Source organism: Nocardia acididurans (assembly GCF_016741815.1).
Lineage (GTDB): Bacteria > Actinomycetota > Actinomycetes > Mycobacteriales > Mycobacteriaceae > Nocardia > Nocardia acididurans.
Genome location: NZ_JAERRJ010000019.1, coordinates 105,714 through 120,074, shown reverse-complemented (window position 1 = coordinate 120,074; position 14,361 = coordinate 105,714). Strand labels below are relative to the sequence as shown.

Sequence of the window (14,361 nt, the reverse complement as noted above, 5' to 3'; positions counted from 1 at the left end):
TTAACTCTCATAACGGCGGCCTACCGCCAGGGGCCACTTCACCCGGACCGAAACCCGGGTCGGGTCAATCTGACTCCCCGGACATGGGAAGAGCGCAAGCGGAGGGTGCGCATGTCCGGATACATTGCTCTGATATACGTGACTTCCACGGCAAAGGTACTCGAATGTCACATTTGGAGATCTGGGAACCCGACGCACTCCGACTAGCAAGACTCCTTGACAACGAGGCGACGGGGATCAGTAACTCCGCCATGCCAGCGGAGCCGATCTTGATGGCGATGGAGCGATCCATGCCCGAATCCACATTCGCATCGGAATTCCAGTCAGAATCCGCGCGAATGTTCCGACTTATCCGATTCTATATTTACCAGGTCAACCGTGTCAGTGATCTAATTGCGGACTCAGTTGACTCTTTCGTCACGGTCGATGACAACGGTGGCGACCGAATCGCGCAAACTATCGATGAGGGTCGCTGGTGATCAATGACGTAATCCTGGACAAAGGTCGTGTCCCGTGCTGACGGTCTCGCAGGTGCTGGCTTGGAATATGGATGGCGAAGCTCGAATATCCGAGGCCGGCTCGGTCGGACTGATCCTCCACAATTCCAGTCAAAGAATATTAGACATGAGCGTTGCGGCCACCTACTACCTCAATAGTAAAGCCGGTTCAAAGGCGGCGGAACGCTTGCGCAAGATAGCCATTCTCGGAACTGAAATTGCTGAAGCATTGGATGAACTCCGATGGCAAGCCGGTGTGTGCTTTCGTGATACCAAACTCGATTATGACACCCTTCTCCGTGTAAAGGACGAAGTGGCACGCTGGAAGGGGGACTTGCTGCTCTACGAGAACGGATCAGTGAGGGTCACTCCTTCGATCGCCTCATTGAGCGTCAGAGAGAAAGTGGCGAAATACGGGATGGACACTTTTGACCTGGAGCCTGTCGCTGACGCGCTATCGAAGCAGGCAGAGAATGCACTCTCGCGGATAAATGAGGTAAATGCCCGTGGGCTTGGATATGCCCTCGTCCACGATCCGTGGTCGTAGGCGCAACGCTGGTCCCCGGGACAGACAGGCGAACGATGGCCATCGGATCAGTGTGACAGGCTCGCCATGCGCCTCATCAGCGCCGGAACCGAGGGCCCGCAGCAGGTGCACGATCGAATCACTCGACCTCGGTACCGGCGATCCTCGATACCGTGAGCGCGCCCTCGTCGTTCTCGACGCGTTGAGCGGGGCGGACGCGATCCTTCTGCGAACTGCTCAGCAGATCGAACACTTGCTTCGGTGAGGACGATCAAGCCGCCGGGCGGTCCCAAGCCCGATGATGGACGGCATTGGCCACGAAGAACGCGCCCACCCCAGACCGACCCAGCGATGCCGTCGAAACGACGACCATCCCTGCCGCAGCTCCCGCACCGCGATCTACCCGAGGTTCCGCGCGTCCGCCCGCCGCGACCGTCCGCAACCATAGGCTCGCCACCCCCGCGAGACACGAATCCACCGCCACCGCCCACCTGGCTCCCACCACCTCGGTAAGGGTCCGCCAGCCACCAGCCCTACAACCACACACAGATACCTTGACGCCCGCCAACGCGGAGTTCGCCGCCCGCACCACGGTTAACGGCATCAACTGCAGAACCACTCCACACGCTGCCCGGTGCGACAACGCGAACAGCATTCCGTTCGACAGGACCCTCCAACCAGCACGAACACCAGAACAGCCAACCCAGAGCTCGCCAGCACCACCGCCAGATCATTCGCGCCAGCCGAGTGCTCCCACACTGCTAACGCCAACGCGACCGATCCCACAGAATTGCCGAGAAGGCCCGCCGATCCTCCGATAAAGAACCGGTACGGGATCCTGTCGCTCCTGGGGCCGGTTGTCGTGCACGACGTTTTCGGGCCCACAGGCTGGGGTTTGGTGTCGGCAGCGATCGGTGGGGGGGATTCTGGCGGGATCTGTGCTGATGTACGGTGCGCGCGTACGCCCGCTGCTGGTGTGGGGTCTGCCGGCCGCGGGGCCTGGGGCGGTGGCGTTGGTCTCGTTGGGCACTAATCCGAGTCTGTGGTGGACGGTCGTGGGCGCTGTGGTCGGCGGTGTGGGGATGGGCGTGTTCGGGGTGGCGTGGGAAACCGCGCTCGCGCGGCACATCCCTGATCGTGAACTGCCGCGTGTCTGTTCCTATGACGCGTTGGGTTCTTTTCTCGCGATTCCGGTGGGCAGTTGTCGATCGGCCCGCTGTCGATGGTGGCCGGAACCACTCCCGTCGCTGTCGTCGGTGGCCTGATTTATCTTCTGTCGGTGCTGGCGCCTCTGGCGTCGACCGATGTTCGTTCGCTCGGGCGGGTAGCCACCACCAGTACCGGAATTGGTGTGGTGAAGAATATTCAGGTGGCGTCCCGCAGGGCAGGTGAATAGCGCACCGACCGAATGGTTGATGTGATCTGCCCGGCGGGACAGGAAAAACCCTAGCTCGAATTGCCGTCCGCAGCGATTGTTCGATGGTTCGGGCTTGTCGGGACATGATCGTGGCGGGCTCCCAACCACGAGAACTTGGGAGTCGATCACCTGGCTTCAACACCTGGGTCAAATCGCAACTGCGTCTGCAACGCCGAGCCGGGACGCGCGTCGAACAGATCCATATCCGTCCGTCCCGGTTCAATCGGGCCTGTGAGTCCGTCACCGCTTCGAATCTGGTGCTGCTGGTGAAGGACCGCGGGTTCGGTCAGGCCGGATCGGCGTCGCTGCGGATCCGTCGGGGCGGTGGCCGATTGTGGAGTTGCAGATGGACATTCGATACGGTGCTCGATTTCGGACGTCGCTATGAGTTCGAGTTGACCGCGCCGCAGTATCGCATCGACCGGTGTGCGCTGTTTGCTCGGAGGGTCCGAGACGGTGGCCTCAGGTGGTTCGCCTACACGCGCGCCCCCGAGGACGTTGGCGATATTCCTGATCGCTTCCTCGATGGTTGTCTGCCTGACATCCTCGAATGGCTGGTGGCGATCGACGCTGTGCCACAGGCACGCACTCTTGTGCAGCGCTGGCTGGGACTCGATACCGCCGTCGACGCGCGGCCGGCGTATCTGCGGCCGCCGCCGTGGCGGACGATTGCGTTCGAGAAGGGCCAGGCGATCGCGAAGGCAGGTGGTGGCCCGCCCACCGCGGATTCGGTATGGCTCGGGTGGTTCGCCTCCGAGTTTCTGGCCGCGCGAAATCAGCCTGCCGCCGGGGACGTGCCCGGCTGATTCTCGGACTCGTGGTCGTGGCCGTGTATGCGTCGGCTTGTTCCCATTGCTGGGGGTAATCGAAACAGTGGTCGAGCAAGGGCCGGGAATCACAATGGCGGGGTGGATGGCTCGTATTCAGCAGTGACACATTCTTTTACGACGGAGAACGAAGAGACGGCACGCCGCCTTGTCGGGGCGTTGACGAGGTTCGGGCTCACCGAGGCAGACTGTACGGCCGATGGCCGGGGTCGGTGGACGGTCGTCGCGACGAATGAGGGGCCGTTCGAGGGCGAGAATGGATTGCGCGCGATGAAAGCGGTCGAACGTGCGGCGTGCGCTATCGCCCTCCGGTACGGAGCTGTCCCACAGAACGCTTGAATTCCCGCCAGTGGAAATACTGGTGACTCTTCGGCCCATCGTCGAGGATTACGATTCCAGTCAGGTACAGATCAGCCGCTGAACAAGCGGCCGCAGCGTCACGGCGACAACGGTTGTTCGTCACGACGACCGGTGAACGCACCTCCCCCCTTTGGGCGTTCTCCGGTCGTCGACGACCTCGAGACCGTGCGGAGTTGGCGTCGTGGCATCTGTCTCCGGGTTCGCTGCGCCCACACGTCGTGAACCCGGAGTCAGACCCCGATTTCCACGAACCGCCACGCAGGTCCGGAGCGGGTGTGATGAAGACTTACACACCACTCGATATTCACGAGAGTACTTGGCGCACAGTAGCGTTCGCTGCCCGGACAGTGTGCGCGTGGGTTGTCTTCTGGATTGTGGTGTTGATGTCGGTACCGGATCCCGTTGCTCGTTTGTGTCCCGGGGTCATCGGGGTGGAGCAGATCGTCGTGCGACCGCCACAGTCTCGTGACCGGTGATGCGGTCCGGTGTGATCGCTGCCAGCGTTACTCGGCGCTTTTGCTCTGGTCCAGTTCGAGGTCGGCGGCGTCGAAGATGTCGGTGACATCGATACCTGGCACGATCTCGGCGTGGCCGAGGTGCAACCCTACCCCGCGGAATCTCGGATCGCCGGGATGCTTCGGGTGTTCGAGGTGGTCGAGGCCGTGCGTGCGTGCGTAGTCGGCAGAACGGTGGGTGATCTGGTGCATGGAATGGCGGATCTGGTCCTCGTCGATGCCGGTGACGACGGCCGCGATCTCATCGCCACCGATACGCACCGCGATCACACGCGCGCCGTGGAGGGTGAGCTCGGTGGCGAAGATATCGGCGAGGGCGCGGTAGTGGATGTCGGCTGCGACGCGGCCGCCGACGTGCTGGTTGAGTCCGCTGAGGTTGGCGATATCACCGCAGACGTAGAAGGCCCAGTCGGGAATCGCCGCGACGAACTGCTGAGCCTCGCTGACGATCCGGTTCTTGAATCGGTCGATCTGACCGTTGTGGAATCCGGTGACCTCGTCGATCGGCCACGGTTCGTAGTAGGTCGCGATGAGCTCGTCGACCGATGAGATCGGTTGTGCTGCAAGCTTTTCACGCACCGAGGCGTATCGGGCTTCGTCTGGCGAGGGATAGCGTGTGGCGCCGGAATCACTCAGGCCGAGCGGCTGGGAGATGGGTCGGTGGTCAGGTCTGGCTGATGGCGGGCGAGATTCTTGCGACCTCGTTCCCACTTGCGTGCATACTCGGTTCGGAGCAGCTCGATACGCTGCCGACGTTGCGGGGGTGTCAGTCCCGTCAGTCCGAGCCGTGTGTCCCTGTCCGCTTGCGACATAACGACCTTCGTCCTCGGCGGGGTTGACTGCCGCATCGATGATACGTCGCGCGTCGGCGTCGGTGGCGATCTCGAGACAGCGGAGATCGAGCCGCACCCCTCGGTGCTGGGGGTCGCCGGGGTGGTCGGGGTGGTCGAGCAGCGCCAAGGGCGCTCCACCTAGGTTGGTCGTGGCGGTGTAGGTCCTGGTGGCCGCATCGATGATGGTGACGGCGCGGTGGACGCCAGTGGTATCGAGTCCGACGACGAGGGCGGCGACCGTGGTGGCGGTCAGTCGAATGGGGACGAGGTCGGCTCCCGCGTCGATCAGAGTGCGACAGACGATGGCCACGAGGTCTCGGTAGTGCCGGTTGGCGACTTCGACCCGGTTGTGTGCAGCGTGGTTGATCCCGCTCAGGTTGACCAGCGTGGCCACCACCAGGGCAGCGGGTTGGCCGGTTCGAGTGACGTGCTGTTGAGCGCGATGGATTTCCTCGACGGTGAAGTCGCCGATCCGTCCGTCGTAGCAACCGGTGGCCGAGTCCTTGAAGTGCGGTTCGTAGATCGCCTCGACCACCCGGTCGAGGCATGACCGGTCGGTTCCGGCGATCCTCGATCGCAGGTGGGTTAGGCGCATGGCGTCGGGAGTGGGAAACTGTCGTTCGGGCCAGTACCCCGCCGCGGTAAGGCCGTGATGGGTGGCCAGGTGAGAGTCTGCGCCGGTCGTGCCGTCGTCCCACGCGCAGAGCCCGATCGCGGCAAGGAAGAGGTCCTCGAAGCCGTCGGCGTGCATGCCCATCAGCACCAGGATCGTCAACGACAGTGCCAGGCGGGTCAGCGAACGCGCCGTGCGAGGCGGCCACCTGGTGGCGCTGTCGAGATTCTGCTGATGGAGTTCCATGATTGCTCCGGCATGGGTGCGTTCACGCGAGGATTCGTGGCAGAGGACACGCTCGGCCGGATCGACTGATCGGGATTCGATCGCAGGTCGTCGAGGTATTAGGTGGTGCCACGACGGATGGTTTGCGCTCGGCCGCTCACACGAAGGTCGTCGCCTGCGGACCGATCCCGCGGGTGCGCAGGGAATGGGAATCCGATTCTGACGGGTTCGGTTGAGCGCCAGGGGAAGTGGCCGCGATGGCGGGCCGGGGAGAACGTCGCCATCGTGGCCGGGGGCGGCGGCTCAGTGGCCTTGTCGCCCAATCGATTGATATGAACGATCGGGGGCGTGTGGGGGAGAATTCATGGTCGTGCGCTCCTGTGCTGTTCACATCGGAGGGTGGATCGACGGCTTCAACGATAGGAGCGCGACGCCCCTCACACCTCCCATAGCTGGGAAGTCGAGTACCCGTCGGATACACAGGAATTCGATGATGGATGGTATGGAATCAACACCAGGATTGGCCTTTTGGGGGCCTGTGTCATGACGGCATATGCCATCGCTCATCTGCACAGTATCGATTTCGGTCCGGAATTGGCCGAGTATCTGCGACGGGTCGACGCGACACTCGAAATGTACGGCGGTCGATTTCTGGTTCACGGAGGCCGGCAGGCCGTGCGGGAGGGCCCGCACGACGGGCTCGTGGTTGTGGTGGAATTCCCGGATCTGACCGCGGCGCGACAGTGGTACGACTCGCCGGAATATCAGGCGATAGTGGGGCTTCGGACCTCTCGTGCGCGCTGCACGATGATTCTGGCCGAGAAGTGTTCGCCGGGACACCGGGCCATCGAACTGCTCGGTGGCAGCGACGCCGGCTGACCGCCTCGTTCAGGACACCACATGCCCGACTGAATGCGGCAGCGATGTGCCGAAACACGTTCCCACACACGGGAATTGGCTGTGGAAGCGATGATCGTGTTGTGACTACAGTGCGTGTCACTGCCAGAACGCCAGATGGCGACTGCAGTATGTCACGGCAGCAAGCAGCCCAGCGGTGACAGCATCGTCCGCGTTCCTTTCATGGTGAGCGGCGGTGTTGTCACCGACACCGCGCAGACAGGTGGATGCGGGCGGCTTGCAACCGCGTGCCGTGGCTGTTCGTCCCGGGGCTTCCAACGGAGACCGGGCAGGCACAGAAGCCTCGGGGCGAACTCTTCTTGTTTCGATCGGCGAGCGCGGCATCCGAGACGCGAGTGGGCTCGGTGCGAAGTGGTCGATGTTGGGTAATGTCGGAGGGGTCAAACAGCGGGACCCGTTTGGCGATTACCCACAAAGGTGCCCCAGGCTCGTCGCACGCGCGTCTGGGGGTCACCGCCCCTGGCCTGCGAGGATGCCGGTTCTCCGGTCTGCCGCAATGTTGTTGTCGACCGGGGGGAAGGTGTTCGCTGTGTGGCGGGGTGGGTCAGCAGGAGCCGAAGGACCCCGTGCAGCGTGGCGGCGCCGGCCGCCAGCCGTGCCAGTAATCGGGCGGGCACGGCATCAGCCAGAACGATGGCGGGCTCAGGTAGTCCATCGGCGGCTCGGGAGGCAGTCGATGGTCGGGACGTCGCGGACCGTCCGGGCGCGAGCCCGGTACGCCGCGGGGCCCGTCGATTTGGTCGTGGGAGACCTCGATATCGGGGGTGGCGGTCGCGGGAATGGCGAGCGGAGCCAGCGGGGTCACCGCCAGCGCCGCGATGGTGACAATGCGTACGGCGATTCTCGTGGACCACGAATGTCGGGTGCTCACAGGTCTTTTCCTTCCTCGGCAATCGCAGTGCGACAAACTGCGAATTGTCGGGCGATTGTAGGCACCGCGCCGACCGCCGATGCGGGTCTCGTCTTACCAGGGCTGGTAAGTCGATAGCCCTTCCCGCGCATGGGAATTGGTCGTTGTGTGACCGTTCTGGACGTGCTTATCCTGGCCATGACAGTTCTGTCGGGAACCTCAGGCCACGCCCCCGGGGGAGGTGTCACGGCACAGCGTCCAGGTGAGCACTGACCGGCCCGCTGCTGTGCTGTCGCGGCCGCTTCCGAATTCCTTTCCCCTCAAGTTCGGAAGCGGTTTCGCGCATGTCGGGGAGCAGACCATCCTGGGATCCCGGAACGGAATCCGATCATCGGATCGGCAGGGGAGTGTTCGGCGCGTGTAGGCCCAATTCTGTGGTGATGTAACCGGTTTCGACGCCGTTGTTGCTGCGTGTACGACAGCTCAACTGGCTCGGCTGGGCGGTGTGGAAGATCTCGCGCAGGGTCGTTGCCGCGCGCACCGCGCAGTGGTGAGGCAGGTTGGGCTGCTCGCAGTGCCCGGCATCGGTCCAGGTCTGCGCGGTGTTGCTCAAGATCAGGTCCGGTGCGTGATGCCAGCCCAGATCGGCCATGCGGTCGTGATGATCGGTGGTGTCGCCGTGTCGACGCTGCAGGACCGCGAGCCCGCGAAGGGTTCGTTCGTGTTTGAACTGGATGAGGTGGGGGGTTCCTGTGTCCGAGGGTGATTCGAGTATCAGTACGGCGCCGACGGGCAGGGTGGTCAGCGTCCATTCGAGCCGGTGAGTGAAGTCGTCCCAGTCCTGGCATCGAGAGTCCGCGTCACGGGCGGTGGGCCGGTCGGATTCGGTGAGACTGAACAATCCCCAGGAGGGTTGCAGGCGTGGACCGGTGCGAGTCCAGATACTCGAACGCAGGTTTGCGGGGTTCATGCTGAGACCCTCACGCATGACGACGACTATCGAATCGCACAGTGCGGCATGGTGATCCGGTGAGTCGGATGAATGCCATGTCGAGGTCGCGATCCGCTCCGAGGGTGGTTCACGCAAGGCGGTCGTATCCGATCCCGTGCGCGGGCACGGCGGCGCGGCGGGGGCGGGATGGGTCAGGGATGTGGTGTGCCAGAGGCCGGCTGGTTGATGGTCCAGAACCGAGATCAGCTGGCGAGCATCGGCAGTGGCGTGAGGGATGTCGACGGTGACGGCCAGATGTCCGTGGCCGAGGACGAATTCGATGCGGTGTCGCGTGCGGTGGTCGCGAAGTTGGATGTGTACGCCACCGGCGGGTGGGCAGCCGTGGCGTTCGTAGTGATAGAAGAACCAGGGCATCACTTGCCGAATGGTGTTCCACGTGTCGTCGGACAACTGGGCTTTCCCTCGCTGAAATCGCCTGGCGGACGGAGCTGTTCTGTGGTGCGGGCTGTGTGGGCTCGAGGTGTCTGGTTCGACAATCTTGACGACACCTGACAATTCGCGGCCAGGACGCTTACCAAGCGTGGGAACAGTGGCAGCCGGCGTCATCGACTCGACGCGGTGGCGGGCATGCTGCGTCAGGGAAGGTCGCGGGCCTGCGCGGGACGGAGAGCACACGAGGCGGGCATCCAGGCCGGGTGTGGCGCGCATTCGCTGGTGGCCCGAGCCGCTTCGATTCGCGACATGGCCTAGAGGTTCGGAGTTATCGGATTCACTCGGGTGCGACCGGTGATTTCGGCAACGGTGGGAGTGAAGGCCTGGGTGCTCGGCACCGCCGGATGAGATTCCGGCCACTGGGTGGTGGCGGTGCCGGTTTCTCTTGTGCACAGCCGTTGCGAGCCTACTACAGGATTTCTTTATAGGAAAAGAACTACATGGGGAGCAGATTTTTGCCGTTTCACCTGCGGTTTCGATCGTTTCCCGTCCGCGAGATATGCGCGGGGCGTCCGCAATCTATGCGCGGTGTCCTGGGGAAACGGGTCCATGGCCGTCCGCGAGATATGCGGGGACAACCTCGGCCAGGAAGCTTTTTGTGGTCATCGTTGTGGACAACGTCCGCGAGGTATGCGGGGACAGAACGGGTTAATCCACCGTCCGCAGCCTATGCGCGGGTCCTTGGACTTCGCTGTGGCCGATCGTTGCATTGGCGCCCCAGCACGTGCGGCATACTGGCGATTTCCGAGTTCGGCCCGCTGCGGGCACCCCGCCGGCACGCATAGTTTGCGGACGCTGTCTGTCCACAGTCCGCGAGATATGCGTGCGGCAGCCGCGCTGTCCGCAAGATATGCGGACCCACTCGGCGTATCGGGAGCGCGATGATCCCAGGTGTCCGCGAGGTATGCGTGTTCTGGGGCGCGGATCAACTCGACAGCCGTGCGGGGTGCTGGGAGTTGTGAGTCTGCTGACGAGGCGACCGGAGGGATCGAGAGAGGTGCCGTGGTTCGCTGCTTGTAGCCCGCAGGATCGGTGCAGGTGAGCGGTGGTGTCCGCAAGATATGCGTGGCCGTGGCTGGTCGGGGGCCGGGGGAGGTCGGATTTCGGGAGCGGCTGGCGTTTGTCGATGGACGTGCGATGCTATGCGCCATGTCACGACCCAAGCGAACACCGTTGGACATCGTGCGCGCTGCTGCCGAGGTGTGGGATGGGGAGCAGGAGGTCGGGTATCTGGCTCGTGTGTTCACCCAGACTTCCCTGCCGTATCGCGATCCTGGGGATGTCCCGGCCTGGGGCCGGCGCAATGGGGATCTGTCGTTGACCGTGCAGCCGGGGATGACGACCGACGAGGGCAACCGGACACGGTCGATCGGCTACCCGTACGGGACGATGCCGCGCCTGATCCTGACGTTCCTGTCGACCGAGGCGGTGCGGACCGGGTCGCCGGAGATCGTGCTCGGGGAGAGTCTCACCGATTTCATGAGCTCGATGGGGTTGACGGCGACCGGCGGCAAGAACGGGTCGTTGACGCGGATGCGTACACAGTCGCATCGCTTGTTCAATGCGACGCTGACCATCGAGTACAAGGGGGACGCGAATCGGCGGATCGGCGCGAAGCTGTATGTGGCCAGCGCCTACAACATTTGGTGCGGAAGCGATTTCGAGGACGGGCAGCCCTCGTTGTTCACCTCGACCGTGCGTTTGAGTGACGAGTTCTATCGCGAGGTGACCGCCCATCCGGTGCCGCTGGACATGAACGCGGTCAAGGCGTTGGGTGGATCGGCGCTGCGGCTCGACATCTACGCGTGGCTGACCTATCGCATGTTCTCGGTGAAGCGCGAGACCACCGTGCCGTGGCAGTCGTTGATGGTGCAGTTCGGGTCGGCGGCCAACACCTCCGACCGGCGGCGACGTCATCAATTCCGGCGTGATTTCACCGCGGCACTCAAGCAGGTCCTGGTCGTCTATCCCCAGGCCAATGTCGATACCACCGATGCCGGGGTGGTGTTGCGGCCGGGGCTCCCCCATATTCCGATGTCGCCGGGATTTCGGTCGTTGGCCCGCTAGAGCGCTGGGCGTATGCGGTTATCGGGGTTCGAGTTCGTCGGCGCGAAACGAGAGGCTGGATTCGAGGTTCGTCGACCAGTCAGGTTGGATTAGATAGGCCCAGTAGGCCTCGGGATCGTCGGGATCGGGGCAGGCGATGCCGACGACGGTGCCCGGTTGGAATGGGGGGTAGAGGACCTGGTCGCCGAGGTCGAAGGCAGGAAGTGTGATCGCTTCTTCGTAGTCGATGCTCGCCCACTGCAGACGCTCGTGCAGCAGGCGGGCGTCGGGATCGCGGCGGCGGTCGAAGATCGCGAAGTTCTTGCCGGGCGGCGCCACCCACGCGCGGCCCGCGCCGGCGGCCCACGCCGCCAGACAGTCACGGGTGGATCGGTGTGGGGTCACTGTCGCGTTGAATTCGATCCAGCCCTCGACTTTGTAGTATTCGCCGTCCTCGGTCAGAGATCGGACGGTTCCGTGTGCTTGCAATGCCGTGCGCAATGCGGTGGCAATTCGGTGCCCGTGTTGCGGTGACGTGTCGACGAACATGCGCAGGGTCAGGCGCCGATAGGGGCGGAGTGCCGATATCGCCATTCCCTCAGAATGTCATCGCCGCCGTCCGTGTCTTCCTACTGCCGAGAACGTTGTTGCGGGGATGACGAGGGGATTGCCGCGAGGTGCGGAAGTGCCGCGGATCGTCGCGAAAGCGAGTACGTTGCTGGCTATGTCCGCGGTTTCCCTGCGCGGCGACGAAGTGCCTGCCTCAACCAGTCAATTCTTTGGTCGCGAAGCTGAATCGGAGACGCTCGAGTATCTGCTGACCAGCGTCTTCCGTTTGATTACCCTGGTCGGTCCCGGGGGGATCGGAAAGACCAGGCTTGCGGCGGAGACATTGCGCGGAATCGATCGGGCCGGTAGCCGTCACGTGCACTGGGTGCGGCTGGCGCGGTTGCCTCGTGACAGCGCGTCGGTAGTCGAGGAGGTCGCGCATTCGGTGGTGCGCTCGGATGTTGTCGGCCAGTCGGCATGGGATGCGCTACTGGGCGCGTTGCGTTTCGAGGCTTCCGACGGCCTCGCGCCGCTTCTGGTGCTCGACAACTGTGAGCACGTGAATTCGGCTGCGCGACAGTTGATTACCGATTTGCTGTCCGCGGTGCCGGAGTTGACGATTCTGGCGACCTCACGCGAACCGGTGGGCTGGGCCGAGGAATATGTGTTCGCTGTCCCGCCATTGTCGCCGCGGCAATCGCTCGAGCTGCTACGAGTGCGGGCAGCGATCGTCGGCCGGCCGGTCCCCGAGGACCCGGAGCAGATCACCCTGGCGCGCACGATATGTCGTCGCGTCGATCACAATCCACTGTTCATCCGGCTCGCGTCCGCGCGGTTGCGACATCGGCCGCTGGCGGGTCTGCTCGACGAACTCACCGGCGACACCAGCGACAGACGGTTGGCGTGGCGACAGGGTGTGCGCATGGAATCAGAAGGGCGCCACAGTGGAATCGGCAGCGTGGTCGAGTGGTCCTTCGATCTGTGCCGCGCCGAAGAGAGGCTTCTACTCGAGCGCCTGGCGGTGTTCGCCGCGGGTTTCGAAGAGACCGACAATGCGGCGCCGGCGCGCAACGGTGTCGAACTCGACGCGATCGTCGCGGTGTGCGCCAACGATGCTCTGCCGGCGGCGGCCATAGCGCCGATTCTGGACGGGTTGGTGGAGAAGTCGCTCGTCTCGACGCATGCCAGGGCCGGGATGGTGCGCTACTACCTGCTAGAAAGTGTGCGGCTGTTCGCCTATCAGGAGTTGTTCGACCGCGAAGCGGAACGGGTCCGGTTGCAGCAGCGCCATCGACGCTACTATCGCCGCGGCATCGGCAGTATTCGTGATATCTGGTGCGGTCCGGAGCAGCAAGCCTGGGTGGAATGGGTTCGTGACGCGTGGGACAACATCCTGATCGCGATCGAGAGCAGTTTCACCGATCCCGCCGAAGCGCTGATCGGGCTCGAGATTTCGACGGTGCTGATCTCGCGGTGGATTCCACGCGGCCGCGCCGGTGCGGTTCTTCGTCTGACCGAGTTGGCACTGGACGCGACGCAAGAGTCCGGGCCCGCGGCCGAGGCGCTTCGTGTGCGCGCGATGGCGTTGATCGGTCGGCTCGCGTTGTGGCAGGGCGAATGCGAGACCGCGGCGGCATTACTCGATCGCTGTGCGGCGGTGTGCGCGCCGACGGTAGGGGATTGGCGTGCGAGCGCGACGGTCGACATCGGGCTTCCGCCCGCGGTCGAATGGACGTGGGGCTCGGAACTGATGATGGTCGCGATGGACCAGCGCGCGGTGATCGTGCTCGATCGGGCCCGTGGGAAGTTCCATGACGCCGGCGACACCCTCGGGGAGGAGGCGTGCCTGCAGTTCCTGGCGTTCGCGTCCGCGTTCGTCGGTGACCGGGCGCAAGCGCTCGAGCGGACTCGGCACTATCTCGACCTAGCGGCGGGTGCGGGTGCCACCCGGACGATGGCCTTCGCCGAGATCGCTCATTCCATCGCTCTGGCACGGTGCGGTCATACACGCGAGGCGTTGGCGCTGACCGATGCGCTGCTGTCGGCACCGTTGGTCCCCGATGACATGTGGACGGTGAGCTGGGCATTGGCGGGACGGTTCATCACCTTGACCGAGATCCTGGCCGACACGACCTCTCCCGGCGCGGTCGATCGGGACCGGATCGCGCGCGAGCTCGCGCGCCTGGTCGGTGCTTTCGCCGCACACCATCGATCGACCGGGGTGGCGATCCATCGGATCCCGTTGCTGGCCACGCACCTGGATCGGGCCGCGCAGTTGGCCGGCCGCGCGCTGGGTGAGGAGGACTACGCCGACGCGCAGGACCAGGGCAAGGCCCTGCTGCGCACCTTTGTCGACAGCGGAGACATCGGTCGGGGGGCGTTCGCCGCGGCGGCGACTGCCGGTCCCGGCGCGGGGGCACCGGGTGTGTTGTGGGCTTCGCTCACCCGCGCGGAGCGCCATATCGCCACCTATGCCGCGGCGGGGTGGACCAACACGGCCATTGCCGCGCACCGGCGGTGCTCGGTCCGCACGGTGGATGCCCAGCTCGCGTCGGTGCGCAGGAAACTGATGATCACCTCGCGCAACGACATCCTCCGTCACATTCCTGCCGAAATCTCCAAAGCGGTCGCCGATGCCACTCAGAATCGGCCGGCTCGCTGACGGCTCTGTATCTGCGGGCTATCCGCGGATTCCGATTGTCTCCACCGTGGGCCCGTGTCCTGCCACTGCGACGTCTGGC

11 protein-coding genes are annotated in these 14,361 nt (G+C 64.1%); 7 read left to right on the top strand and 4 right to left on the bottom strand.

Annotated elements, in window-relative coordinates; translation table 11 throughout:
- Positions 1-513 precede the first annotated feature (513 nt).
- From JK358_RS35975 to JK358_RS35965, 3 genes are all read left to right on the top strand, one after another.
- A complete protein-coding gene (locus JK358_RS35975) occupies positions 514-1,044 on the top strand; it encodes a hypothetical protein (protein WP_201957583.1) in 531 nt (176 codons plus the stop codon).
- A gap of 1,180 nt (positions 1,045-2,224) precedes the next feature.
- Positions 2,225-2,419 (top strand): hypothetical protein, encoded by a 195-nt coding sequence (locus JK358_RS35970; protein ID WP_201957581.1) that lies wholly within the window; start codon positions 2,225-2,227, stop codon positions 2,417-2,419.
- A gap of 104 nt (positions 2,420-2,523) precedes the next feature.
- On the top strand, positions 2,524-3,246 hold the full coding sequence (locus JK358_RS35965; protein WP_201957578.1) for a hypothetical protein: 723 nt from the start codon (positions 2,524-2,526) through the stop codon (positions 3,244-3,246).
- Positions 3,247-4,130: 884 nt separating this feature from the next.
- Here the strand turns inward: JK358_RS35965 and JK358_RS35960 are convergent.
- Positions 4,131-5,834, bottom strand: coding sequence for a nucleotidyl cyclase domain-containing protein (locus JK358_RS35960; RefSeq protein WP_201957576.1), 1,704 nt, complete (start codon positions 5,832-5,834; stop codon positions 4,131-4,133).
- A 522-nt stretch (positions 5,835-6,356) separates the two neighbouring features.
- Between JK358_RS35960 and JK358_RS35955 the strand changes: the two genes are divergently transcribed.
- On the top strand, positions 6,357-6,692 hold the full coding sequence (locus tag JK358_RS35955) for a DUF1330 domain-containing protein (RefSeq protein ID WP_201957573.1): 336 nt from the start codon (positions 6,357-6,359) through the stop codon (positions 6,690-6,692).
- Positions 6,693-7,275: 583 nt separating this feature from the next.
- Here JK358_RS35955 and JK358_RS35950 read toward each other — a convergent pair.
- Positions 7,276-7,602, bottom strand: coding sequence for a hypothetical protein (locus JK358_RS35950; protein ID WP_201957570.1), 327 nt, complete (start codon positions 7,600-7,602; stop codon positions 7,276-7,278).
- A 367-nt stretch (positions 7,603-7,969) separates the two neighbouring features.
- Positions 7,970-8,569 (bottom strand): TY-Chap domain-containing protein, encoded by a 600-nt coding sequence (locus JK358_RS35945; RefSeq protein ID WP_201957566.1) that lies wholly within the window; start codon positions 8,567-8,569, stop codon positions 7,970-7,972.
- 168 nt (positions 8,570-8,737) lie between these two features.
- Here JK358_RS35945 and JK358_RS35940 point away from each other — a divergent pair, with 168 nt between their 5' ends.
- Positions 8,738-9,085 carry a hypothetical protein gene (locus JK358_RS35940; RefSeq protein ID WP_201957563.1) on the top strand — a complete coding sequence of 116 codons (348 nt, stop codon included), beginning with the start codon at positions 8,738-8,740 and terminating at the stop codon, positions 9,083-9,085.
- 978 nt (positions 9,086-10,063) lie between these two features.
- On the top strand, positions 10,064-11,092 hold the full coding sequence (locus JK358_RS35935; protein ID WP_201957552.1) for a replication protein RepA: 1,029 nt from the start codon (positions 10,064-10,066) through the stop codon (positions 11,090-11,092).
- Between the two features lie 18 nt (positions 11,093-11,110).
- On the opposite strand, the gene JK358_RS35930 is transcribed toward JK358_RS35935, so the two are convergent.
- A complete protein-coding gene (locus JK358_RS35930; RefSeq protein WP_201957550.1) occupies positions 11,111-11,620 on the bottom strand; it encodes a hypothetical protein in 510 nt (169 codons plus the stop codon).
- Positions 11,621-11,795: 175 nt separating this feature from the next.
- Between JK358_RS35930 and JK358_RS35925 the strand changes: the two genes are divergently transcribed.
- Positions 11,796-14,282 (top strand): ATP-binding protein, encoded by a 2,487-nt coding sequence (locus JK358_RS35925; protein WP_201957548.1) that lies wholly within the window; start codon positions 11,796-11,798, stop codon positions 14,280-14,282.
- The last annotated feature ends 79 nt before the right edge of the window (positions 14,283-14,361 follow it).